General features: G+C 68.5%; 20 protein-coding genes. 8 read left to right on the forward strand and 12 right to left on the reverse strand.

Going from position 1 to position 24,517, the window contains the following annotated elements; translation table 11 throughout:
- Window positions 1–750, forward strand: a 750-nt coding sequence (locus tag Q4F04_RS08620) for a TAXI family TRAP transporter solute-binding subunit (RefSeq protein ID WP_303369428.1), incomplete at its 5' end; no start/stop codon positions are given.
- 77 nt (window positions 751–827) lie between these two features.
- Window positions 828–2,894 carry a TRAP transporter permease gene (locus tag Q4F04_RS08625; RefSeq protein ID WP_303369429.1) on the forward strand — a complete coding sequence of 689 codons (2,067 nt, stop codon included), beginning with the start codon at window positions 828–830 and terminating at the stop codon, window positions 2,892–2,894.
- Between the two features lie 19 nt (window positions 2,895–2,913).
- On the opposite strand, the gene Q4F04_RS08630 is transcribed toward Q4F04_RS08625, so the two are convergent.
- A complete protein-coding gene (locus Q4F04_RS08630) occupies window positions 2,914–4,422 on the reverse strand; it encodes a phospholipase D-like domain-containing protein (protein WP_303369430.1) in 1,509 nt (502 codons plus the stop codon).
- Between the two features lie 271 nt (window positions 4,423–4,693).
- Between Q4F04_RS08630 and Q4F04_RS08635 the strand changes: the two genes are divergently transcribed.
- Window positions 4,694–5,518 carry a universal stress protein gene (locus Q4F04_RS08635; protein ID WP_303369431.1) on the forward strand — a complete coding sequence of 275 codons (825 nt, stop codon included), beginning with the start codon at window positions 4,694–4,696 and terminating at the stop codon, window positions 5,516–5,518.
- 20 nt (window positions 5,519–5,538) lie between these two features.
- Here Q4F04_RS08635 and Q4F04_RS08640 read toward each other — a convergent pair whose 3' ends face one another.
- Genes Q4F04_RS08640 through Q4F04_RS08655 form a run of 4 tightly spaced genes read right to left on the reverse strand, consistent with a single transcriptional unit; the run spans window position 5,539 to window position 11,153 of the window.
- Window positions 5,539–8,115, reverse strand: coding sequence for an aconitate hydratase AcnA (locus Q4F04_RS08640; RefSeq protein ID WP_303369432.1), 2,577 nt, complete (start codon window positions 8,113–8,115; stop codon window positions 5,539–5,541).
- A 46-nt stretch (window positions 8,116–8,161) separates the two neighbouring features.
- A complete protein-coding gene (locus Q4F04_RS08645) occupies window positions 8,162–9,661 on the reverse strand; it encodes a tripartite tricarboxylate transporter permease (RefSeq protein WP_303369433.1) in 1,500 nt (499 codons plus the stop codon).
- A 7-nt stretch (window positions 9,662–9,668) separates the two neighbouring features.
- Window positions 9,669–10,136 carry a tripartite tricarboxylate transporter TctB family protein gene (locus Q4F04_RS08650; RefSeq protein WP_303369434.1) on the reverse strand — a complete coding sequence of 156 codons (468 nt, stop codon included), beginning with the start codon at window positions 10,134–10,136 and terminating at the stop codon, window positions 9,669–9,671.
- 54 nt (window positions 10,137–10,190) lie between these two features.
- A complete protein-coding gene (locus Q4F04_RS08655) occupies window positions 10,191–11,153 on the reverse strand; it encodes a tripartite tricarboxylate transporter substrate binding protein (RefSeq protein ID WP_303369435.1) in 963 nt (320 codons plus the stop codon).
- A gap of 188 nt (window positions 11,154–11,341) precedes the next feature.
- On the opposite strand from Q4F04_RS08655, the gene Q4F04_RS08660 reads away from it, so the two are divergent.
- The gene (locus Q4F04_RS08660; RefSeq protein ID WP_303369436.1) at window positions 11,342–12,244 is read left to right on the forward strand and encodes a GntR family transcriptional regulator; all 903 of its coding nucleotides are present in this window, start codon (window positions 11,342–11,344) and stop codon (window positions 12,242–12,244) included.
- Window positions 12,245–12,444: 200 nt separating this feature from the next.
- Window positions 12,445–13,575 (forward strand): alkane 1-monooxygenase, encoded by a 1,131-nt coding sequence (locus Q4F04_RS08665; protein ID WP_303369437.1) that lies wholly within the window; start codon window positions 12,445–12,447, stop codon window positions 13,573–13,575.
- 90 nt (window positions 13,576–13,665) lie between these two features.
- Here Q4F04_RS08665 and Q4F04_RS08670 read toward each other — a convergent pair whose 3' ends face one another.
- The 5 genes from Q4F04_RS08670 to Q4F04_RS08690 form a co-directional block, all read right to left on the reverse strand.
- Complete coding sequence (locus Q4F04_RS08670; RefSeq protein ID WP_368660711.1) at window positions 13,666–14,730, reverse strand: site-specific DNA-methyltransferase; 1,065 nt, start codon at window positions 14,728–14,730, stop codon at window positions 13,666–13,668.
- Window positions 14,731–14,876: 146 nt separating this feature from the next.
- Entirely contained in the window at window positions 14,877–15,521 is a 645-nt protein-coding gene (locus tag Q4F04_RS08675) for a ribonuclease HII (protein WP_303369439.1), read from the reverse strand.
- A 134-nt stretch (window positions 15,522–15,655) separates the two neighbouring features.
- Window positions 15,656–16,576, reverse strand: a complete 921-nt coding sequence (locus Q4F04_RS08680; RefSeq protein ID WP_303369440.1) for a bifunctional allantoicase/(S)-ureidoglycine aminohydrolase — start codon at window positions 16,574–16,576, stop codon at window positions 15,656–15,658.
- Window positions 16,577–16,702: 126 nt separating this feature from the next.
- Window positions 16,703–18,106: an allantoinase PuuE gene (gene puuE / locus Q4F04_RS08685; RefSeq protein WP_303369441.1), complete on the reverse strand. Its 1,404-nt coding sequence runs from the start codon at window positions 18,104–18,106 to the stop codon at window positions 16,703–16,705.
- A 90-nt stretch (window positions 18,107–18,196) separates the two neighbouring features.
- The gene (locus tag Q4F04_RS08690; RefSeq protein WP_303369442.1) at window positions 18,197–19,411 is read right to left on the reverse strand and encodes an MFS transporter; all 1,215 of its coding nucleotides are present in this window, start codon (window positions 19,409–19,411) and stop codon (window positions 18,197–18,199) included.
- A 358-nt stretch (window positions 19,412–19,769) separates the two neighbouring features.
- On the opposite strand from Q4F04_RS08690, the gene Q4F04_RS08695 reads away from it, so the two are divergent.
- Window positions 19,770–20,432: a GntR family transcriptional regulator gene (locus Q4F04_RS08695; RefSeq protein ID WP_303369443.1), complete on the forward strand. Its 663-nt coding sequence runs from the start codon at window positions 19,770–19,772 to the stop codon at window positions 20,430–20,432.
- On the opposite strand, the gene Q4F04_RS08700 is transcribed toward Q4F04_RS08695, so the two are convergent.
- Window positions 20,408–21,226 (reverse strand): oxepin-CoA hydrolase, alternative type, encoded by an 819-nt coding sequence (locus tag Q4F04_RS08700; protein ID WP_303369444.1) that lies wholly within the window; start codon window positions 21,224–21,226, stop codon window positions 20,408–20,410. The genes Q4F04_RS08695 and Q4F04_RS08700 overlap by 25 nt on opposite strands.
- 174 nt (window positions 21,227–21,400) lie before the next feature.
- On the opposite strand from Q4F04_RS08700, the gene Q4F04_RS08705 reads away from it, so the two are divergent.
- Both Q4F04_RS08705 and Q4F04_RS08710 read left to right on the forward strand, forming a co-directional pair.
- A complete protein-coding gene (locus tag Q4F04_RS08705; protein ID WP_303369445.1) occupies window positions 21,401–22,744 on the forward strand; it encodes a L,D-transpeptidase in 1,344 nt (447 codons plus the stop codon).
- 2 nt (window positions 22,745–22,746) lie between these two features.
- Entirely contained in the window at window positions 22,747–23,568 is an 822-nt protein-coding gene (locus Q4F04_RS08710; protein ID WP_303369446.1) for an extensin family protein, read from the forward strand.
- 4 nt (window positions 23,569–23,572) lie between these two features.
- Here the strand turns inward: Q4F04_RS08710 and Q4F04_RS08715 are convergent, their stop codons facing one another.
- Window positions 23,573–24,349 (reverse strand): Crp/Fnr family transcriptional regulator, encoded by a 777-nt coding sequence (locus Q4F04_RS08715; RefSeq protein ID WP_303369447.1) that lies wholly within the window; start codon window positions 24,347–24,349, stop codon window positions 23,573–23,575.
- Between the last annotated feature and the right edge of the window lie 168 nt (window positions 24,350–24,517).

Below are 24,517 nucleotides of genomic sequence, written 5' to 3' on the forward strand. Positions count from 1 at the left end.
AACGGCATCAACGGCGGCGCGATGGAGGCGGGCTTCACCCAGTCCGACGTGGCCTATTGGGCGCAGACCGGCACCGGCCTGTGGGAAGGCCAGCCCGCGGTCGAAAAGCTGCGGCTGATCGCGAACCTTTACCCCGAAAGCATCCACCTGGTCGCGCGGGCCGACGCGGGCATCGCCTCGCCCGCCGATCTCAAGGGCAAGCGCGTCTCGCTGGACGAACCCGGCTCGGGCACGCTGGTGGACGCCAAGATCATCCTCGAAGCCTTCGGCCTGTCGGAAGCGGATGTGACGGCGGAATACCTCAAGCCCGACCAGGCGGCCGACCGGATGCGGGACGGGGCGATGGACGCCTTCTTCTTCGTCGGCGGTTTCCCGGCCGGGGCGATTGCGGAACTGGCCAGCCAGCACGCCGTGACGCTGGTGCCGATCTCCGGCCCCGAGGCCGATCAACTGCGCGAAACCTATACCTTCTTCGCCAGTGACACGGTCCCGGCGGGCACCTATGAGGGGCAGGACGCGGATGTCGCCACCCTTTCCGTCGGCGCGCAGCTTGTCACCAGCGCCGACCAGCCCGAGGAGATGGTCTACGGCATCGTTCAGGCGCTTTACAACGAGAACACGCAGAAGCTGTTCGCCGCGGGCCATGCCAAGGGCAAGCTGATCACGCTGGACAGCGCCACGCAGGGCGCGGGCATCCCCTTCCATCCGGGCGCCGAGCGTTTCTACAAGGAGGCCGGCAAGCTCGAATGAGCCGGGCCTGACCCATGGAAGGACGCGGCCGGTTCCCGGTCCGCGTCCTTTACCGATCCGCATTGCAGGACACCAGAATGACCGACGCCCCCCGCCAGCTATCCGAAGCCGAACTGCGCGCGCTTGAGGAGGAATACGATCCCGAGGCCCGATTCCGCACGGTCACGCGCCCCGTCGCGATCCTGTCCGGGGTGATCCTGTTCCTGCTGTCGGTCTATCACTTCTACACCGCAGGCTTCGGCATCCCGCGCGCCACGACCCATCGCGGGCTGCATATGGGCGTGTCGCTGTTCGTGATCTTCCTGTCCTTCTCGGCGCTGGCGCGGAACCGCCACAAGACCGACGGCTTCGCCATCCTCGGCGTGCCGGTGACAGACTGGGTTCTGGCGATCGGCGGGGCGGTCAGCGCCTTCTACGTGCCGTGGATCTATGACCAGCTTGCCTTCCGGGTCGGCAACCCGCTGCCCATCGACATCGCCATGGGCACGATCCTGCTGGTCGCGCTGCTGGAAGCCGTGCGGCGGTCGATGGGCTGGCCGCTGCCGGTGATCGCGCTGCTGTTCATCGCCTATGCCTATTTCGGGCGCTCGATGCCGGGCATCCTCGTCCATCCCGGCGCGGACTGGGCCAACATCATCAACCATCTCTACCTGACCTCGCAGGGGATCTACGGCACCGCGCTGGGCGTGATCGCGACCTATGTGTTCCACTTCGTCCTGTTCGGGGTGATGGCGCAGAAGATCGGGCTGGGGCAGTTGTTCATCGATTTGGCGACCGCGCTGACAGGGCGCTTTGCGGGCGGGCCGGCGAAGGTGTCGGTGGTGTCCTCTGCCATGCTGGGGACGATCTCGGGCTCGTCCATCGCCAACACGGTGACGACTGGTGCGCTGACCATCCCGGCGATGATCAAGATCGGCTTCAAGCGCCATTTCGCTGCCGCCGTCGAGGCCGCCTCGTCCACGGGCGGGCAGATCACGCCGCCCGTGATGGGGGCCGTGGCCTTCCTGATGGTGGAATACCTCGGCATCCCGCTGCGCACGATCCTGATCGCGGCCATCGTCCCGGCCTTCATGCATTTCTTCGGCGTGCTGGTGCAGGTCCATCTTGAGGCCAAGCGCCTTGGCATCCGCGGCCTGCGGGCCGAGGAACTGCCGAAAGCCGGCAAGGTCCTGCGCGAGGGCTGGCTGTCGGTCCTGCCGCTGGTCCTGCTGGTCTGGATGCTGATGTCGGGCCGCACGCCCTTCCTTTCGGCCTTTTCGGCCATCGCGGCCTGCATCGTGGTCTACATCATCCAGCGCATCATGGCCGCCGGAGTGGTCGAGGGGCTGAAGGAAACCGCCGCCGGGCTTTACGAGGGCTTCGTGTCCGGCGCCCGGCAGTCGCTGGCGGTGACCGCCGCCGCCGCGCTGGTGGGCGTGGTGATCGGCGTCGTCACCCTGACCGGAGTCGGCTTCAAGATCGCCTTCATGGTCACAAGCGTCGCGCAGAACTGGGCGGTCTCGTTCCACGGCCTGCTGTCCGTCCTGCCCTTCGAGCTGTTCAGCATCGAGACGCTTACGCTGCTGTTCACGCTGGTGATGACGGCGGTGGTCTGCGTGCTGATGGGCTGCGGGGTGCCGACGACGGCCAACTACATCATCATGGTCGCCGTGGCGGCCCCCGTGCTGGGGATGATGAACGTCGAGCCTCTGGTCGCGCATTTCTTCGTCTTCTACTTCGGCGTGCTGGCGGACGTGACGCCGCCGGTGGCGCTTGCGGCCTATGCGGCCGCGGGGATCGCGGGGGCCAACGGCTTCAAGGCCGGGAACACGGCCTTCCGGCTGTCGATGGGCAAGGCGCTGGTGCCCTTTGTCTTCGTCTTCTCGCCCTCGCTGCTGATCGTGACGGAAGCCTTCACGCTGCCGGACTTCGTGCTGGCCTTCACCGGCGCGGTCCTGGGCATCATCGCCCTGTCCGCGGCGATCACGAACTGGCTGCTGGGGCCGCTGCTGAAGATCGAGCGGTTTGCTCTGCCCATCGCCGCGCTGCTGATGATCGCGCCCGAGATCATCTCGACCCTGATCGGCTTCGCGGTCCTGGGCGCGGTGGTGCTGCGTCAGTACATGGCCGGGATGCGGGGCGAAGGGGTGCCCTCGGCCTCGTGATCCGCGACGGCGGCGGCGATCAGCGCCGCCGCCGGGCCAGCAGCACCGCTGCCAGTCCCAGCGCGCCAAGCCCCATGAACAGGTGACGGTTCGTCAGTCCCAGCCGGCTGCGAGCGCTGCGGCGATAGCGCGGGTCGAAGAATCGGCTGTGCGACAGCAGGCGCCCCAGCGGGCCGGGGTCGCGGGGGATCAGCACCTCCAGCCGGCGGGGGCCTTCGGGGTTCAGCCGGTCAATGGCGGGGATCAGCCCGCCGCATTCCGCGATGACAGCCTGCACCCGGTCCACCGTCGAGCCGAGATGCTCGGCCAGCAGATTGGCGCGGATGGCGCGGATACGGTCGCGGTCGGCATCCGTGCGGGCCAGCACGGCCACGTCGGCCTCGGTGTCGAAGCCCATGGACCGGCGGTCGATGTTGCTGGACCCCACGCGCAGGAAGATGTCGTCCACGATCAGCAGCTTGGCATGGACATAGATCGGCTCGTCCGCGGCATTGACCGGATGGACCATGCGGAAACGGCGGAAGCGGTCGCGCGCCTGCAGGGCCAGCATCATCCTGCTGCGGGTGACATGCATGGCCGCATCCTCGACGGCGTTCTGCGCCGCCTCGGGGTTGATCACCAGCACCTCGGGGCCATCCGGTTCGGCCAGCCGCGCGGCAACGGCGCGGGTGATGCTGTCGGCGGCGAAATACTGCGATTCGATGTAGATGGTGTGTCGGGCGGCGGCGATGGCGTCCAGGTAAAGCTGCTCGATCTCGACCACCGCGGGGGTGTCGCGCTCGGGCGGCTCGGTGCGGGCAATGGCCACGGGCAAGTCGCGGAAATCGACGGCCACCTTCTCGGGCCAGAGATCGGCGGGCGCGGGATCGGGCACCGGCTCGGGCAGGGGCGCGTCATTGGCGCGCAGCCAGCGGGCGCGGGCAAGCTCGCCCAGCGCCTGCGCGGCGGGGCCGGACATCATCGCGGCGGCGTCATGCCAGGCTTGGGCGATCTCGCCCGACCGCAGGCGGCGGCGCGGGTCGCCTGACAGATGCTCGGGCGTGTCCCAGCGCCCTTCCGTCACATCAAGGCCGCCGCAGAAGGCCAGGGCATCGTCCACCACCACGATCTTCTGGTGATGGCAGGCGCCGATGGGATGGCGGCCATCGAAGGCCAGGTGGATCTGGTCGGGCGACATCAGCTTGATGCGAAAGGCCGGGATCGCCCGGCCCGGCGCGATCAGGGCGCCCCCGCTCCATTTCAGCAGGTAGATGTCGAGATCGGGGCGGCGTTCCACCAGCGCGTCGAGGAACGGGCCGACCCGGTTGGGCAGTCCGTCGGGGGCGTTCCCCTGGGCGTCGCTGTCGCCGGGCAGCATCTCGATCTCGAAGTCGAAGTCCCAGCCGATCATCACGACCAGGTGCCGCGCCGACAGAAGCGCCTGCCGCATGGCGCGGAAATAGGCCTGCCCGTCCACGATCAGGGACAGGCGGTCGGCGGAAGCCACCCGCCAGCAGTTGCGGCCCGGGACAAGGGAAAGCGGCGTCATGATCCATCGGGGAAAGCGGTTGCATCGCCGCAACTGCCTGTAACCGCATAAGTTCCCTGCACAACGGGCTCCGCTCCCCAACCCGTCCATGACGCCGCGTCGCGGCAGGGGCGAAACCGGGCGGCGCATCCATCCGGTGGCGGGCAAACCCGGCCCTCATGGGGGCAGCGGTTTCCCTGGCGCGACAGATGGTCATGGGCGTTGTGATTGAACCCGCATCACGGAGGCTTCATTATCCCCGCGACAACGCAGGTTCCAGGGAGCATCGGCAATGACCATCCGCAGCATCATGACCACCTATCTCGGGAACGGAGGCGGCGAAGGCGCGCTGCGGATGGCGATCCAGATGGCGCAGAAGCATGACGCCTGGATCACCGCCGTCCTGTGGCAGGCGCCCAATCCGATGCGCAGCCGACCCGCGCCCTTCTTCACGCGCGAGATCGACCGGATGCTCGACCAGGCGGAGTCGGACTTCGCATCCCGCCGCCGCGAGGCCTTCCTGGCCAGCGCGGCGCAGGCCGGACTGCAGGATCGGGCCGAGTTCACCGAGTTGAAGGGCTACAACGCCAATGCCATCGCCCGCGCCGCCCATGCCCATGACGTGATCGTCATGGGCAGCGCCACGACAGGCTCGCGGACCCGCGATTTCGCCACCCGCCCCGACGTCGTCGCGCTGCGCAGCGGCCGCCCGGTGCTGATCGTGCCGCCCGACTATGCCGCCCCGGCGATCGTGGAAACAGCAGTGGTCGCCTGGGACGGCAAGCGCGCCTCGGCCCGCGCGCTGGCGGATGCGATGCATATCCTCGGCACCAAGGACAGGGTCACGCTCTTGGGCATCGGCGACGACCTGGGGCCGGATTACGCGCAGGACGTGCTGCTGCTGCTGTCGCGCCACGGGATCGAGGCCGAGCTGGTGATGCGCCCCGCCGGTCCCGGCGGGATCGGCCGGACGATCCTGGACACCTGCGCCGATCTTGGTGCCGGGCAGCTCATCATGGGCGCCTATGAGCACAGCAAGTTCAGCGAGGACCTGCTGGGCGGCGTCACCCGCGACATCCTGGAAAACGCGACCCTGCCGGTGCTGATGTCGCACTGAACCCGCGTCCCGGCCGCCCGTCAGGCGGCGGCCGGTTCCACCTGCCGCCGCAGGATCAGCGGCAGCAGCCCGCCCTGCCGCAGGGTCATGACCTCAAGCGAGGTCTCGATGGCGGCGGTGGCGGTGATTTCCCCGATGCGGCCATCGGCGCGGCGGATGCGAACCGCAACGGGGCTGCGCGGGGCGATCTGCGCGGCATCCGCGTCGATCTCGATCAGGTCGTGGACGGACAGGCCCAGCGTCTCGGGTGTCACGCCTTCCGGCAGGCGCAGCGGCAGGACGCCCATGCCGATCAGGTTGGCGCGGTGGATGCGCTCGAAGCTGACGGCCAGCACGGCGCAGGCGCCCAGCAGCGCCACGCCCTTGGCCGCCCAGTCACGCGACGAGCCCATGCCGTAACGCTCGCCCGCGACCACGACGACGGGCTGGCCGTCGGCGCGGTAACGCTCGGCTGCCTGCCATAGCGGCAGCACCTGCCCATCATGCAGCACGGTCGAGCCGGGCGGGATGCCGTCCCCCAGCAGGTTCCTGACATTGCGGTTGGTGAACAGCCCGCGCAGCATCACCTCCCAGTTGCCGCGGCGCGAGGAGAAGACATTGAGATCACGCGGGTTCTCGCCCCGCCGGATCAGGTAGTCGCCCGCCTCTCCGACAGCCGGGATCGCGCCTGCGGGCGAGATGTGGTCGGTGGTGATGTCGTCGCCCACGACAAGGATGGGCCGCGCGGCGTAGGCGCCGAGCCGCGAGCCCGCGTCGAAAGAGGCGAAGGGCGGGCGGCGGATGTAGGTCGAGGCCTCGTCCCAAGGGAACAGCGCCGTGTCGGGGGCGTCCAGTTCGGCCCACATCCGGCTGGATTCCGCCTCGTCATAGGCGGCGGCGAAATCCTCGGTGGCGCTGGCCCTTGCCAGCGCCGCGTCGATCTCGGCCCCCGTGGGCCACAGGTCGGAAAGCCGGACGCCCGGCGCGATCTCGTCCCGCAGGATGTCGCGTTCCACGTCGCCCGCCAGCGCAAAACCCACCACTAGCAGCGGCGAGGCGAGGAACCCCGCCTCAAGCTGCGGATGGACGCGGCCGGGGAAGTTGCGGTTGCCCGACAGGACAGCCACCTGCAGGCGGTCCTCGGCCAAGGCCTCTTGCGACAGGTCGGTGAGTTGCCCCGAGTTGCCGATGCAGGTCGTGCAGCCGAAGCCGACGATGCCGAAGCCCACCGCCTCAAGGTCATCGAGCAGCCCTGCCCGTTCCAGATAGCGCTGCGCCGTGGGCGATCCGGGGGCGAGCGAGGTCTTGACCCAAGGGGGCGGGGTCAGCCCCAGCGCACGGGCCTTGCGCGCGACCAGCCCGGCCGCGACCAGCAGGCGCGGATCGGTGGTGTTGGTGCAGGAGGTGATCGCGGCGATGGCGACGGCGCCGTCCGGCACCTCGCCTGCGGGCACCGGCTTTGGCAGACCGCCCCGCACCTCAGCCGCGCCCTGTGCCGTGGCCGAGGCCGGCAGGCGATCCTGCGGGCGGCGGGGACCGGCGACGCTGATCTCGACCGAGGACAGGTCAAGCTCCACCACCTGCGAGAAGCGCGGCGTTTCGTCGGGATCGAACCAGAGGCCCTGACGGCGGCAGTAGGCTTCCACCCGCGCGATATGCTCGCGGCTGCGGCCGGTGGCCGCCATGTAGTCCAGCACCGCCTGATCGACCGGGAAGAAGCCGGTGTTCGCGCCGAACTCGGGCGTCATGTTGGCGATCACGGCGCGGTCGCCCGCGGACAGGGACGACACGCCCGGCCCGAAGAACTCGACGAAGCGGTCCGCAAGGTCGATGCCCCGCAGGATCTGCGTGACCGTCAGGGCAAGGTCGGTGGCGGTCACGCCCTCGCGCAAGCGCCCCGTCAGGCGCATCCCCACCACATCGGGGACGCGCAGCATCACCGGCATCCCGAAAAAGACGCTTTCCGCCTCGATCCCGCCCACGCCCCATGCAAGGACACCGATGCCGTTCACCATCGGCGTGTGGCTGTCGGTGCCGATCATCGCGTCAGGCATCAGCCAGCCGTCCCGCGCCGAGACCACCGTCGCCAGCCGCTCCATGTTCAGCGTGTGCATGATGCCGGTCCCCGGCGGATGCACGCGGAAGTTTTCCAGGCTGTTCGTCGCCCATTTCATGAAGCGGTAGCGCTCGGCGTTGCGGCGGTATTCGTTGGCGAGGTTGCGCGCCATCGCCCCCCTGCCCCCGAAGAAATCCACCGCCAGCGAGTGGTCGGTCGAGACATCCACCGGCAGCACCGGGTTCAGCAGCCTTGGGTCATGCCCCGCCTCGGCCAGCGCCGAGCGCATCCCGGCGATGTCCACCAGCGCCGGCCCGCAGGTCGTGTCATGCATCAGCACCCGGCCGGGCAGGAACGGGATCTCGGCATCCGTCGGGCCGTCCAGAGCGGACAGGATCGCCTTTCTCGCACGCGCAGCGTCCGGCCCTGCGGTCCGCAGCACGTTCTCCAGCAGGATGCGGTGGATATGCGGCATCGCGGACAGCCGCCCGCCCGCCGCCGCGGGCAGGTCGATGATGCGCCAGTCGGTGCCGGCGGTGCGAAGGGTCGTCTCGTGGGTCATGGTCTTTTCCGTCATGACAGGCGCCCCGCAGGGGCCTGTCCCTTGCTCAGTCCTCGTCCTGCCGGAAGCGCGCCAGTCCCCGGAAGGCGAAGGGCGCGATCAGGGCGATCGTGGCGATCGCGATCATGATGGCCGATCCGGGGTGCTGCAGCAGGATCATGGGGTCCCCCAGGCTCATCTGCAAGGCGCGGCGCAACTGGCTGTCGGCCATCGGCCCCAGGATCAGCCCCACGACCACCGGCGCCACCGGGTAATCGTATCGTCGCATCAGGAAGCCGAGGACGCCGAAGGCCGACAGCAGCAGCAGTTCCACGACCGAGGGATTGGCGGCGATGGTCCCCATCGTGGCGAAAACCAGGATGCCCGCGTAAAGCCAGGGCATCGGGATCTTCAGAAGCTGCACCCACAACCCCACCAGCGGCAGGTTCAGGACCAGCAGCATGATGTTGGCGATGAAGAGCGAGGCGATTAGCCCCCAGACCAGATCGGCGTGCTGGACGAACAGCAGCGGCCCCGGCTGGATGTTGTATTGCTGGAACCCCGCCAGCATCACCGCCGCCGTAGCCGAGGTGGGCAGGCCCAGTGTCAGCAGCGGCACCAGCGAGCCTGCGGCGGAGGCGTTGTTGGCGGCCTCGGGTCCGGCGACGCCCTCGATGGCGCCCTGCCCGAACTCCTCAGGGTGCTTCGACAGCTTGCGTTCGGTGGTGTAGCTGAGGAAGGTCGGGATTTCCGCGCCCCCCGCCGGCAGCGCGCCGATGGGAAAGCCGATCCCCGCGCCGCGCAGCCAGGGCTTCCACGACCGCGCCCAGTCGCCGCGCGTCATCCAGATCGAGCCCTTGATCGCCATCGGCTTTTCCGGCGCGAAGGCGTGGCGCGAGGCGACGTGCAGGGCCTCGCCGATGGCGAACAGGCCCACGGCCAGCGTCGTGACCTCGATCCCGTCGAAGAGGTTGGGGACGCCGAAGGCCAGACGCGTCTGCCCGGTCAGCTGGTCGATGCCGATCAGGCCCAGCCAGAGGCCGATGGCAAGGCTGGTCAGGCCGCGCAGGGGCGATGATCCGAAGGTCGCCGACACGGTGACGAAGGCAATCAGCATCAGCCCGAAATAGTCCCATGGCCCGAAGCGCACAGCCAGCTTGACGAGGATCGGCGCAAGGAACGCCAGCCCGATGGTCGCGATCAGCGCCGCGACAAAGGACCCGATGGCGGCGGTGGCCAGCGCCGGGCCGCCCCGGCCCTGGCGGGCCATCTTGTTGCCTTCCAGCGCGGTGACGACAGACGCCGCCTCTCCGGGCGTGTTCAGCAGGATGGCGGTGGTCGAGCCGCCATACATGCCCCCGTAATAGATGCCCGCGAACATGATGAGCGAGCCGCCGGGGTCGAGCTTGAAGGTCACCGGCAACAGCAGCGCAACCGTCAGCGCCGGGCCGATCCCCGGCAGCACGCCGACCATGGTGCCCAGAAGAACGCCGATGGCGGCGAAGGCCAGGTTCATCGGCTGGATGGCGACGGAAAATCCGTTCAGAAGCTGGATGAGCGCGTCCATGGCGACCTCAGAACAGGCGTTCCAGCGGGCCCGTGGGCAGCGCCAGTTGCAGAAGCTTGTTGAACATCAGGAAGACCCCGGTCGAGATCAGCGCGCCGATCACCAGATCGGCCAGCAGCGCCTGCCGCCCGAAGGCCCGTGCCGTGAAGGCGAACAGCAGCGTCGAGCCGAGGATGAAGCCGAGGCCCAGCCAGATCGACCCGATCAGCCCGCCCAGCGCCAGCGCGATCCAGGCGACCCCGCTCCAGTCCGCGTCATCCGCGGTGATGCCGGGGCGCAGGGCCGTGACCAGATGCGCGGCGCCCAGAACGGCCAGAAAGGCCGCGACGAAATACGAGGCCGCATCCGCGCCGACGCCGTAGTTCGACCGGATGCTCATGCCCCTGGCATCGAACCATGTGATCGCGGCCATCGCGATCAGGCCCACGCCGATGATCGCCGTGGGGCGATGCAGGCCGCTTTGTCCCAGGTTCATCCTTGGCTTCCCCCCTGAAAAAAGGGCGGGGACCGTGCCCCCGCCCGCACCGGCCTATTCGGCCAGGCCGATGGATTGCAGCGTGGCCTGGACGCGCTCGTTCTCCGACGCGACAAAGGCCGCGAATTCATCCGCCGGCGCATAGTAGTCGGTCCAGCCGCGGGCGGTCAGGACCTGCTGCCATTCGGGCGACTTCACGGTCTGCTCGATGGCGGCGGACAGGGCCTGCTTGTCGGCATCGGCAATGTCGGGACCGGCGAAGACGCCGCGCCAGTTCACCAGTTCCACATCGATGCCCTGCGCCTTGAGCGGCTGGGCAGCGATTCCCTCGATCGGCTCGGGGTAGGAAATCGCCAGCGCCCGCAGGTCGCCCGATTCGATCTGCCCCTGCCATTCGCCGTAGCCCGAAATCCCCGCCGTGACCTGCCCGCCCAGCATGGCGGCCAGCGCCTCGCCGCCACCCGAATAGGCGACGTAGTTCACCTTGGACGGGTCCGCGCCCGCCGCCTGGGTGATCAGCGCGGCCAAGATGTGGTCCGCCCCGCCCGCCGAGCCGCCGGCCCAGATGGCGCGCGACACATCCGCCTGGATCGCGGCCGTCAAATCGGCCAGCGTCTGGTGGGGCGAGTTCGCGGGCACCACCACGACCAGCGGATCGCCCGTCAGCCGCGCGATGGGGGTGACGTTGCTCAGGTTCACCGGCGCCTTGTTGGTCAGGATCGCGCCGACCATGGTGATGCCGCCGACCAGCAACTGGTCGGGCTGGCCGCTGGCGTTCTGGGCGAACTGCGCCAGCCCCACGGTGCCGCCCGCGCCCGGAACGTTGATGACCTGCACGCTTTTCGCGGTGCCGGTCTGCATCATGACTTCCTGCAGCGACCGGGCCGCGGCGTCCCAGCCGCCGCCGGCACCCGCGGGGGCGGTGATGGTCAGTTCCAGATCCTGCGCCGCTGCCGGCGCCACCGCCGTCATCACGGCAAGACAGGCCGCTGCAAGCCTGCGGGTGACAAAAGACATGAATTCCTCCCGGTTTGACCCTTGATGGTCTACGGTAATATTGAAGCTCGTTCGGACAAAATGCAATAAGCTTTGTTGAGGGTGCCACAGCATCGGTGCGCACTTGAGCATCACGCCGCCATCCATGGACTATATTGCAGTTTATGCGTTATTCATGCACTCGCCCCATTGGAAGGGAGGATGGCTGCATGGCCCGTGAAAGCCTTGTTCCCCAGATCATGCAGCAGGTGCTGGACCATGTCCGCGGCGAGGAGATGCGGGCAGGCCGGCATCTTGGCGCGCAGAAGCTGGCCGACGCCTTCCGCGTGTCCCGCGCCCCCGTCGTGGGCGCCCTGAGGAAGCTCGAGGATCTCGGGATCGTCAGGGCCGAGCCGAACCGCGGCTTCTTCCTTGCGATGGATGCCGCCGACCTGCCCGAGATGCCGGGCAGGAACTCGCAGGAGGAAAGCCTGTATTTCCAGATCGCCGAGGACCGGCTGTCCGGCCGCCTTCCCGACCGCTTCAGCGAAAGCGAACTGATGCGCCAGTATGGCATCGCGCGGGGCCGGCTGGTCCGGACCCTGCAGCAGATGGCCGAGGAAGGCCTGGTGGACCGCCTGCCTGGCAACGGATGGGAGTTCCGCGAGACCCTGAACTCGCTCAAGGCCTATGCCGACGCCTACCAGTTCCGCGCCGCCATCGAGATGCAGGCCCTGCTGCTGCCCAGCTTTGCCCCCGACCCCGAGGCCTTCGTCACCGCGCGCCAGCACCAGCTTGACCTTCTTTCCGGGTTCAGGGGCGCAAGCCGCGCAGCAATCTACGGCACCAATATCGAGTTCCACGAGATGCTGATGCGCTGCGCCAACAACGTCTTCTTCCTGGACGCCGTGCGGCGGGTGAACCGGGTGCGGCGGCTGATCGAATACCGCATCGGCAACGAACGCGAGCGGCTGCCCCAACAATGCCGCGAGCACCTGCAGATCCTCGACCTGATCGAGGCACGCGACATGCAGGCCGCCGCCGCCTTCCTGTTCCACCATGTCCGCGAGGCTGGCCAGATCAAGCTGCGCCTGCTTGAAGGCTCTCCAATCCCCGTCGCGCGTTCATCGTGACCTGACGGGATGCCGCCCGGTGGCTGCATTTGCCCTGACAGTCAGGAAATTTCCTTGGCCCGCGGAAAGGCCGGAACGCCTGTCCGGGTCGATGCGCCGGACCGCCTGCGGCGGGGGGTATTTGGTCCAGAAAGAAGCCCCCTTAGCAGGTCTGGCGGCGCGGGTGGCGCCTTGGGGCCGCCGGGGATAGAAGCGCGGGCATGAGGATGTCGTCGCTGCGGGCCGCGCTGCCCTTCTGGATGTCGCTGGGGCTGGTGCCGCTGGCGGTGCTGGCCACGCTGCGCGGAGGATGGTGGTTCCTGCTGATGCCCGCCTATGCGTGGTATCTGGTCACCGCGCTGGACGGGGTGCTGGGGCTGGACAGCACCAACCCCGACACCGAGACGCCGGACGAGCGCCTGTTCTGGCATCGCGCGATCACCTGGGTCTGGTGGCCGGTGCAGGCGGCGGTGGTCTTCTGGGCGATCTGGCATGTGACCCATGCGGGGCACCTAGGCGGGTGGGAGAAGCTGGGCGTCTTCTTCGGCATCGGCGTCATGTCGGGGACCATCGGCATGGTCTATGCCCATGAGCTTCTGCACCAGAAGCCGGGGTTCGAGCGCTGGCTGGGCGACCTGATCCTCGCCTCGAATCTGTATTCGCATTTCAGGACCGAGCATCTGCTGGTCCATCATTCCTGGGTGGCGACGCCGCGCGACGCGGTGTCGGCTCGGTATAACGAGGGATTCTTCCGCTATTTCCTGCGCGTGCTGTGGACCTGTCCGCAATCCGCTTGGCACGCCGAGAAGAAGCTGCTCGCGCGGGCGAAGCGGCCCGCCTGGGATCGACGCAACCCTTTCTGGCGCTACGCGGCGCTGCAAGGGGGGATGCTGCTCTTCGCGGCGATCCTCGGGGGATGGCAGGGGGTGCTGCTGTTCGTGTTCCAGGCTTTCGTGGCAATCTGGCAGCTTGAACTGACGAACTACGTCGAGCATTACGGCCTCACCCGTCGGCACCTCGGCAATGGCCGGTATGAGCACGTCCTGCCGCGCCACAGTTGGAACGCCAGCCACACGGCCTCGAACTGGCTGCTCATCAACCTGCAGCGCCATTCGGACCACCACTACAAGCCCGACCGCCGCTTTCCCTTGCTGCAGACCTATGCCGAGGACGAGGCCCCGCAGCTTCCCTACGGCTATCCAGCGATGACCTTCGTGGCGATGGTCCCGCCTTGGTGGCGGCGGTGGATGAACCCGCGGGTAAGGGCCTGGCGGCGGCGGTTCTATTCCGATGTGACCGACTGGAAGCCTTACAACCGTGGCGAGACCCCGATGCCGCGGGGCTCCCTGTAAAGAAAAGGCCCCGCCGGGCAGAGCCGGGCGGGGCGAGTTCGTCCCGCAGCCGAAGGAAACCCCGCGGCCCGAGACACCGGCGAACCTGCATCAGGCGTGATCGGCCATCTCGGCTCGAATCTGCTGACGAAGGATGTCGATGGGTATCATCTTCCCGTCACGGCGGAAATGCCAGTAGGTCCAGCCGTTGCAGGAGGGCGCGCCTTCCAGCGCGGCGCCGACCTGGTGGATGGACCCCCTGACATCGCGTCCGATCACCGAGCCATCCGCCCGCACCCGCGCCGTGTGGCGGCCGCCCAGCGACACCAGTTCCTCGCCCGGCCGCAGCATGCCCCGTTCCACCACCTGGCCGAAGGGGACACGCGGCTCGGCGCGCTTGCTTGTGGTTGTGGCAAGCGAGGCAGCATCCAGCCGCCGGATGCGGGACAGGCGGCGTTCCGCGACCTCGCGATAGGCGGCCTCGCGCTCGATCCCGATCCAGTCGCGGCCCAGCATCTTGGCCACCGCGCCGGTGGTGCCGGTGCCGAAGAAGGGGTCCAGCACCACGTCGCCGGGATTGGTCGTGCCGACCAGCACACGGTGCAGCAGGCTTTCGGGCTTTTGCGTCGGATGGGCCTTGGCGCCGCCCTCGTCCTTCAGCCGCTCGCCCCCGGTGCAGATCGGCAGCGTCCAGTCGGACCGCATCTGGATGCCTTCGTTGAGGCTTTTCAGCGCCTCGTAGTTGAAGGTGTATTTCGCGCCCTCGGTCTTCGAGGCCCAGATCAGCGTCTCATGCGCGTTGGTCAGTCGCTTGCCGCGGAAGTTCGGCATCGGGTTCGACTTGCGCCAGACCACGTCGTTGAGGATCCAGAAGCCCTGGTTCTGCAATTCGGCGCCGACGCGGAAGATGTTGTGATAGCTGCCGATCACCCAGATCGCGCCGTTGGGTTTCAGCAGCCGGCGAGCGGCGGCCAGCCAGTCCCGGGTGAAGCGGTCATAGGCGGCGAAGCTGCCGAACTGGTCCCAGGCGTCGTCCACGGCATCGACGCGGCTGTTGTCGGGACGGTGCAGTTCCCCCCGAAGCTGCAGGTTGTAGGGCGGATCGGCAAAGATCAGGTCGACCGAGGCTTCGGGCAGGCCGTTCATCACCTCGATGCAGTCACCGGCAAGGATCATGTTCAGGGCCAATGGTTTGTTGCGCGCAACTGCGCGCGTTGCCTGTATCGTCGTCATTGCTGCCCTCTGACCGGCGGCGCTGATGCCGCTCATGTTGTTGGCCCCAACATGAGTCAAAGCTGATTCGCCGTCAATTCTTTTTCGAATCACCCGGTTGTTCCTGATTCGGGACACAACATCTTGTGGATGGAGGGGAAGCTGATTCTATGAATCGGGGTCGGCCCCAGTTCGGCAAGGGCCTTTCGATGAATTTCAGTCGGATAGCCCATGTTCCTTTCCCAGCCGTAGCCGGGATGCTGCCGGGCCAGATCCAGCATGATGCGGTCGCGTTCCACCTTGGCGACGATCGAGGCGGCGGCGATCGACAGGCTGAGGGCATCCCCCCCGATGATGGGGCGGGCCGGGTGGTTCAGGCCGGGCGGGATGCGGTTGCCGTCCACCAGCACGATGCAGGGGCGCTGGCGCAACCCGGCCACCGCGCGGCACATGGCACGGTGGCTGGCGTGCAGGATGTTGAGTTCGGCGATCTCCTCGACACTGGCATGACCCACCGCCCAGTCGGCACAGTCCATGATGCGGGCGGCAAGGCTCGCGCGCCTGGCGGGCGACAGCCTCTTGGAATCATCCAGGCCCCGAGGGATGCCCTTGCGCGGCAGGATCACCGCCGCGGCCGTCACCGGCCCGGCCAGCGGCCCGCGGCCGACCTCGTCCACGCCGCAGATCAGGCGTGCGCCCTCGGCCATGCAGGCGCGTTCGTGACGAAAGGAAGGGCGTTGTCGTGGCGATTTCATGACCGCTTTCTAGCCTTGCCCGCGCCATGCGGCCAGCCCATCGAGCGAGGCGTCACGGTCGCATGGGTATTTGGGCCAGAAAGAAGCTCAGGCGTCTTCTTTCCGGTGGAAATGCTGGGGCTTGGCCCCGGCTGCTACCCTGCCCGTCCTGACCCATGGGTGCCGAACCACAAGGGCGCGTGGCGGTTCACGTCCTTGTAAAGCAGGTAGCGGAAACGGCCCGGACCGCCCGCATAGCAGGCCTGCGGGCAGAAGGCGCGCAGCCACATGAAGTCGCCGGGGCCGACCTCGACCCAGTCGCGGTTCAGGCGATAGACGGCCTTGCCCTCCAGCACGAACAGCCCGTGTTCCATCACATGGGTTTCCGCGAAGGGGATCGAGCCGCCGGGCTGGAAGGTCACGACGGTGATGTGCATGTCATGGCGCAGGTCGGCCGGGTCCATGAAGCGGGTCGTGGCCCAGGCCCCTTCGGTGTCGGGCATGGGCGAGGGCGCGATCTCGTGCTCATGCGCGATGATCGGATCGGGGGGCGTGACGCCCGCGGCCGGTTGCCAGCGCTTGCGGAACCAGTGGAAACCGGCGTTGCCGGGTGTGGCGTTGCGGATCGACCAAGCGGTGCCGGGGGGCACATAGGCGAAGCTGCCGGGGCGCAGGCGGTGGGACGCCTCTCCGATGCGGATGTCGAGGTCACCGCCGGTGACGAAGAGGGCGGACTGCACCTCGGGATCGTCCTCGGGGGTGTCGCAGCCGCCGCCCTCGGCCAGTTCGACGACATACTGGCTGAAGGTTTCGGCGAATCCCGACATCGGCCGCGCCAGCATCCACATCCGCATCCCCGTCCAGCCGGGCAGGAAGCTGGTGACGATATCGCGCATGACGCTGCGGGGGATCACCGCATAGGCGTCAGTGAAGACCGCCGTGTCGGTGGTCAGCCCCGTCTGCGGCGGCAGGCCCGCCACAGGACCTGCATAGCTGCCGCGCGGCGGGGGCGCAGGCGCCTCGCCCTCTCCGGGGATCGGGGCGGGATTGCCGCTGGGGATCGTCTCGTCGATCATCGTCACTGTCCTTGCTGCCCTGCGCGGCCTCGGCTGTGAATGTCCCACCGCTGCCAGACCCGCGCAAGCCGGACGATCCGCCGCAAATCGCGAAACAGTTGATGCTTGGGCCGAGGCATCCGGCGGTCAGCCCAGCGCCACGGCCAGACGCAGCTCGGCGATGCGGATGACCTGCCGCTCGGCCTCGGCCCGCTCGGTGGCCGAGTCGTTCTGCACCCGCCTCGCCATCGCCGCCATGATCCCCGGCTTGTCGTGGTCCCTGACCGCGATGATGAAGGGGAATCCGTGGCGGGCCATGTAGGTCTGGTTCAGGCGGGTGAACTCGGTGCGTTCGGCGTCGGTCAGTGCGTCGAGACCGGCGCTGGCCTGTTCGGCGGTTGAATCCGCCGTCAGGCGCTTCGCCGCGGCCAGCTTGCCGGCCAGGTCGGGGTGGGCGCGCAAGACCTGCAAGCGCTCCTCGTCCGCGGCCGCCCGGAACTGCCGCGCCATCGCCGCTGCGAGACCCGAGGCGCTGTCATGGGCAGCGCCCATCTCACTGTCCCAAGTCCGCTCGGCGACCCAAGGGGAATGCTCGTAGATCGCGCCGAAGCGTTCGACGAACCCCGCGCGGTCCATCTGCGACGGCCGTTCCCTTGCCACGAAGGGATGCGCCGCCGCCCAGTGGCGTGCGATGTCCAGCCTTGTGGCGAACCACACGCCCTCATGCGCGCGGGCGTGGTCGAGGAAGCGCCTCAGCCCCTCGGCCCGGCCAGGCCGCCCGGCAAGCCGGCAATGCAGGCCGATGGACAGCATCCGCGCCCTGCCTTCGCCCCCTTCCCGGTAAAGGCAGTCGAAGGCGTCGCGCAGATACAGGAAGAACTCCTCGCCATTGGTGAAGCCGCCATTGGCGAAGCGCATGTCGTTGGCGTCGAGCGTATAGGGCACCATCAACTGCGGCCTGCCTTGGTGGACGTGCCAGTAGGGCAGTTCGTCGGCATAGGAGTCGGCGAGGTATTCGAAGCCGCCCTGCTCGCAGCCCAGCGCCACCGTGTTCATCGACGCCCGACCCTGGTAGAAGCCCAGCGGGCGCGCGCCGGTGACCTGAGTGTGCAGTTCGACCGCCTGCCGGATGTGTTCGGCCTCGACCTCGCGCGGGACGTCCTTGTAGTCGATCCATTTCAGCCCATGGGTCGCCATTTCCCACCCGGCGTCGATCATGGCGCGGGTCTGTTCGGGGCTGCGGGCCAGCGCTGTCGCCACGCCGTAGCAGGTGACGGGGATGCCTTCTAGCAGCCGGTAAAGCCGCCAGAAGCCGGCTCGGGCGCCGTAATCGTAGATCGATTCCATGTTCCAGTGGCGCTGGCCCGGCCAGGGCTGGGCGCCCACGATTTCCGACAGGAAGGCTTCCGAGGCGGCATCACCGTGCTCGACCGAGTTCTCGCCGCCTTCCTCGTAGTTGACGACGATCTGCACGGCGATCCTTGCGCCGCCGGGCCATTTCGGATCGGGCGCCTTGGCCCCGTAACCTCGCATGTCGCGGCTGTAGCGCATCTCTCACCCCGTTGTTCCTGCGCCGGACAGCGTCACGCGCCGCGGCCCGCTTGTCCAGCGGATCCGCGCGGATTTTCGGCAGGCGGCAACTCAGGTTGCCGGGGCAAGCTCGCGTTCGCGCGGCAGCAGCGCCGTCAGCAGCCCCAGCACCGGCAGCACCGAGCAGAGATTGAAGACGAAGCCGATCCCCTGCGCGTCCGCGACCCAGCCCAGCACCGCCGCCGCGATCCCGCCCATGCCGAAGGCGAAGCCGAAGAACAGCCCGGCGATCAGGCCCGTCCGCCCCGGCACCAGCTCCTGCGCGAAGACCACAATGGCGGGCGCGGCCGAGGCGATGATCGCGCCCACCAGCACCGTCAGCACCGCGGTCGCGCCCAGCCCGACATGCGGCAACATGAGCGAAAAGGGCAGCACCCCGAGGATCGAGAACCAGATCACCTTCCGCGCGCCCACCTTGTCGCCCACGATCCCTCCCAGCATGACGCCCGCGGCCGAGCCGAAGAGCAGCAGGAACAGCATCACCTGCGAGGCTTGGGCGGTCATCGCGAACTTGTCGATCAGGAAGAAGGTGTAATAGCTCGTCAGGCTGGCCATGTAGAAGGCCTTGGTCATCGACAGCACCGCCAGCACCCCGATGGCCATGGCGATGCGGCCGGCCGGCAGGACCGGGCCGGTGGCGACGCGCAGCGCCCCCGCCTTTCGCCGGCCCTCGGCCCAGCGGCCGACCTGCCACAGCACTCCCGCCCCGCCAAGCGCGATCAGCGCCAGCCAGCCCAGGACCGGGCGGCCCAGCGGCACCACGAGGAAGGCCGCCAGCAGCGGCCCCAGCGCCTGGCCCCCGTTGCCGCCCACCTGGAACAGCGACTGCGCCATGCCGAAGCGCCCACCCGAGGCCGTCCGCGCCACCCGCGAGCTTTCCGGGTGGAAGATCGACGACCCCAGCCCGATCAGCATCGCCCCGGTCAGCAGCACCGGATAGCTGCCCGCCTGCGCCAGCGTCAGGACGCCCGCAAAGCTGCACAGCATCCCAACCGCCAGGGACCGCGGCATCGGGTGGCGGTCGGTGACCATCCCCACCACCGGCTGCAGCAGCGAGGCCGTGACCTGGAAGGCAAAGGTCATCAGCCCGATCTGGGCATAGCTCAGCGCGAATTCGGCCTTGAGCAGCGGGTAGATCGCCGACAGCAGCGACTGCAGGATGTCATTGACCATGTGGCACAGGCTGATCGCGATCAGCACGGGCCAGGCCGGACCTGTCGAAGCCCGCGCCGCGGGCGGGGGCGCCGAGATGTCGCTTGTTGTCACACCCGTGATCCTTTCTGCCGATCGCCGACGCCGGATTTCCAGCCCTTTACAGACGGTCGTCAGGAACGTCGGGGGACTGTCAAGCGCCGTCCCCGGCCAAAGCGGAATGAAGAAATGCAATAATTTGTCAATATGACCAACCCCCGGATTGACGCAACGTCAGTGTGGCTTAAGCTTAATCCCGAGAAGGTTGATTATCTTTAAGGGCAGCTTTCCCCGGTGCTGAAGCTTAGTCTATGATCTTGCCCGCAAGGATCGGAATATGATGACAAATCTTCGACGTCATGCTGCGCGTCCCGCAGGCACTGCCCCCGCTGGTGGACGGGCGGTCACCTGGGCTGGCATCCGCGGGGTGATCATGGACAGAATCACCCACGGGATCTATCCGCCCGGCTCGCTCATTCCCACCGAGCAGCAGTTCGCGGCCGAGTTCGGCAGCGCCAGGGCCACGGTCAACCGCGCGCTGACCTCGCTGGCGGAACGGGGCGTGCTGGAACGACGCCGCCGCGTCGGCACCCGCGTCGTGCTGGGGCTTGATCCGGCAAGCCAGCGCGCCAAGCTGCCGGTGATCCGCGACATGGTGGAAGGGCGCGGACACAAGTTCAACCTGCACTTTCTGGGCCGGGTGGACCGCCCCGTTCCCACCCCCATCCGCGAGCGGCTGTTCCAGAGCAATGCCGCCGACCTGCAGGAATATTGCGCGCTGCTGTGCGCGGACGACACGCTCATCTGCGCCGAGCGGCGGTGGACCGACATGCTCTCCCTGCCCGGCCTGACCGATGAGGTGCTGACGACCACCAGCGCCAATGAATGGATCGCGCTCAACGTCACGATCACGCTGATCGAGCGCACCGTCTCGGCCCATCGCGCGGCCGAGGTCGAGGCGGACGGGCTGCTCGATTGCCCGCCCGACGCCCCGGTGCTGGTCAACGAAACCGTGCTGTGGATCGGCTCAAGGCCTGTCAGCCTGGCGCGCCACAGCTTCGTGCCGGGTTTTCAGTTCGATCCGACGCTGTCCTGACCCCGGCGCAGGGCGGCGAATCCGGGCGCCCGCTTGCCGAGGAATGCGGCCATCCCCTCGGCCGCCTCGGCCGAGCCCAGCGCAAGGGCCATCGGCTCGACCTCGGCATCAAGCTGCGCTTCCATCAGCACGGCCCTTGCGCCGGTCAGCAGCGCCTTGATCGCCACCTGCGCCCCGGCCGGTCCCTCCGCCAGCCGGACCGCGATCTCTTCGGCCGCGGCCAGCGCGGTGCCCGGTTCCACCGCCGCGTTGATCGCGCCAAGGGCCGCCAGGCGCTCGGCCCCGACCGGCTGGCCCAGCAGGCAAAGCTCGGCAACAAGCGCGGGCGGCAGCGCCGCCGTCAGGCTGCCCGACAGCCCGCCGTCAGGGATCAGCCCCGCGTTCACGTAAGAGGCGGTGAAGCGCGCATCGCGCCCCGCCACCACCAGGTCGCAGGCGAGCGCCAGAGAAAATCCCGCGCCCGCCGCGCCCCCTTCCACCGCCGCGATCACCGGGCGCGGGCAGTCGATCATGGCGCGCACAAGCGATTGCAGGTCCTCGATCGCCGCCTGCCGCTGCGCATGGGTCATCTGCGGCGCAGTCATCAGCACCGTCAGGTCGCCACCCGCGCAGAAGAACCCCTCGGCCCCGGTGACGACCACGGCAGCGATGCGCGGCTCGGCCGCCGCCTGCGCCAGGGCTGCGCGCAAGCCGCTGTAGAAGCCGGCGGTCAGCGCATTGCGCCGCTGCGGATTGTCGTTGACGACGATCAGATGGGTGCCCCGATCCTCGATCCGGCAGTTCTCTTGCGGCATCCGTCCCTCCCGTTGTTGCGGCAGGCTAGGCGCGCGGCGCGCGCCCCCGCAAGCCCGACGCGAGGTCACGCCGCGCCGGGCCGCCACAGTCAACCAATATTGACCCGCGCGGGCTTGGCAGAACCGCCCGCTGCTGCGAGTGGTGGGCATCTGATTTCAAGGAGCCATTGCCGGATGCCCCGCCCCACCGCCCTGCGCCTGCTGCCGATGCTGACCGCCGCGATGCTGATGCTGTCCACCGCCCTGCCCGCGGCAGCGCAGAGCAAGCGCGCCGACATCGGGCTGGCCGACATCGAGGCGGCCACCTACCCCGGCCGGGGCGACCTGCCGCCCGGACAGTCGGCGCTGACGGCAAAGGTCCAGATCCTTCTGGACCGCTCGGGCGTGTCGCCGGGGATCGTGGACGGCTTTCGCGGCGGCATGAGCAAAAGTGCAGTGCGCGCCTTCGAGCGGATGCACGGGCTGCCGCAGGACGGCGTTCTGGACCCGCAGGTCTGGGCGCTGCTGCAGCGGAACGCGGGCTCGCCCCTGACCTCGACCTACACCATCGCCCCCGCGGATGCCGAGGGGCTGGTGGACCGCATCCCGACCGACTACGCCGAAAAGGCGCAGATGCCGTCGATGGGCTATACCTCGGTGCTGGAAAAGCTGGCCGAGCGGTTCCACATGGACGAGAAGTTCCTGGCGCAGCTGAACCCCGGCGCCAGCTTCGCGCCGGGCGAGGTGATCAACGTCACCGTGCCCGCCAAGCCGATCCGGGCCACCGCCCTGCGCGTCATCGTGGACGCCGAGCGTCGCCGGGTCGCGGCCTATGACGCGGGCGGGCGGATGGTCGCGGATTACCCGGCAACGGTCGGCTCGTCGGCCACGCCCTCGCCGCAGGGGACGCATCTGGTCGAGGCGGCGGTGATGAACCCCGATTACACCTATAACCCCAGCATCAACTTCAAGCAGGGCGAGAACGACAAGGTGCTGCGGATTCCGCCGGGGCCGAATGCGCCGGTGGGCAATGTCTGGATCGACCTGTCAAAGCCAACCTACGGCATCCATGGCACGCCCAACCCCTCGCAGCTTTTCGTCAACCAGAGCAACGGCTGCGTGCGGCTGACCAACTGGGACGCGCAGGAACTGGCGAAGATGGTGGTGCCGGGCCAGACGGTGGTGGACTTCCTGCCGCCCGGCGTGACCATCGCGGATGTGACCCCCGCGGTCGAACCGGCGGCCTTGCCCGATGCGGCGGGAACCACGATCACCACGGCCGTTCAGGACGCGGCGGCACCGGCCATGGTCACGGCCAGCCGCCCCGTTCCCCGGCGGGCGCTGCCCGGCGCCGTCCCTTCCGCCGATGCCCCGCTGGCCGTGGCGGTCGAGGCGGCCGTGGCGGCGGCTGCGGGCGCGCCATTGCCGGTGCAGGGAACGGACCCGCTCGCCTCGGCGCTGAGCGGGGCGGCGAACGGGGCGCTGAACCCCCAGCCCTATACGGCTCCGGCGGGCGCCGCGGCTTCAGGCGTGAACTGAGGATGGGGCGGCGGGCGCTGCTGTCGCTGACGCTTGCCGCCGCCCTCGCGCAACCGGGAATGGCGCAGGACGCAGGGTCAGGCGCGCTGCCCCGGCTGGCCGTCCCGCCCGTCCCGAGGCCGGAAACCCCGGCGCCAACGCCTGGGGATGACAAGGCCCCGCCGTCCTCGGGCGCCCTGATCCCGCCCGAAGCCTACGACCGGCCTGTCACTCCCCTTGGCATCACCCGTCCTCCGGCATTCGAGAGCCTGCGCGAATCGGATTTCGACCATGCGGCCTGCCGGCTTGGACTTGTGATGCTCGGGGTCGATCATGCCGAGGTCCCGCCCCTCGCCGACCCGGACCAGCGCGATTGCGGCATCGCCCGCCCGGTCGAGTTGCGCACCATCCAGCCCGGCATCGCGGTCGAGGGCAGCCCGGTCCTGCGCTGCGACACCGCCCGCGCCCTTGCCCTGTGGCTTCGCGAGATGGTCGTTCCCGCCGCAAGCCGGCTGCCGGGCAGCCCGCACCTGACCTCGGTCATCACGGGGCCCGGCTATGCCTGCCGGGGCGTCGTCAGCGGCTCGTCCGGGGCGCGGATCTCGGAACATGCGCTGGGCAATGCCATCGATATCGCGGGTTTCGGCTTCGACGACGGCTCGCGGATCGAGATCGCGCCCCCCGCGGATCGCGGCGACCTGGCCGCGGCGTTCCAGAACGCGGTGCAGGGTTCGGCCTGCCTTTACTTCGCCACCGTGCTGGGTCCGGGCAGCAACGCCGCCCATGACGACCACCTGCACCTGGACATCAAGGCCCGGCAGGGCGGCTTCCGGCTGTGCCAGTGAGTTGTCAGCGCCGCTTGCGTTCCAGGTCGAGATAGCCCGGATCGAAGCGCGCCAGCCGCACCAGTTCCGGCCAGTCCAGCAGCTCGACCTCGGTTCCCGACCAGCGCAGCAGCTTGCGGTCGCGCAGGTCGCGGACCGCCCGGTTGATGTGGATCGAGGAATAGCCGAGGATGCATGCCAGTTCGCGCTGCAGCAGGGGCAGCGTCATCCGGTGGTCGCGGGCCACGCCCACGGCGGCGAGGCGGGTGTAGATCTCGCACAGAAGATGGGCCAGATGCGCGCTGGATCGCAGCGCATTCGCGGCGACGAGCCACTGGCGATGGATGGCCGCATCGATCGCGGTGGTCATCCACAGAAGCCGCGTCAGATGCGGATGGTTCTTCGTCACGTCGTCCAGATGGGCGTGATCAACGAACTCGACCTCGGTCGTGCCGAAGGCCACGATGCTTTCCTCGACCTTCGACAGCACGAAGCCGTGCAGGTCCATGAAGTCTCCGGGGACATGCAGCGCGCTGATGACGCGCTGGCCGGCGCGTCCGGGCAGGACATGAAGCCGTCCCGCCATCCCGCGCAGGACAAGGCAGCTTTCCTCGGGCTCTTCGCCCGCGGCGATGATCGTCTGGCCGTTCTCGAAGCTGCGGGTTTTCGTCGGGATCGAGCGCAGCTTGGTCAGGTCATGCGCGCTCAACTCATCGCGAAGCTGAAGGTAACGGATAAAATATTCGCTGAGCGCCATCTTCCACACCGCCGCATCGTCCAGCGGTTGATTGTCGGCCGCCACGGCCGGATGCAATCCCGGGAAATGCCGCATTAACAAAAGAATATGGCGCCGCCCGGCGCAAGCGGCAAATGTCGCGCAAAAGGGGGTGGCAATGCCACCCCCTTCGTTGCCCTGCCGGATGACGGGTCAGCGGCGGTCGAGGTCGGTGTCGCGATCCACCACCTGGCC

The organism is Paracoccus sp. (in: a-proteobacteria) (genome assembly GCF_030536915.1).
GTDB lineage: Bacteria > Pseudomonadota > Alphaproteobacteria > Rhodobacterales > Rhodobacteraceae > Paracoccus.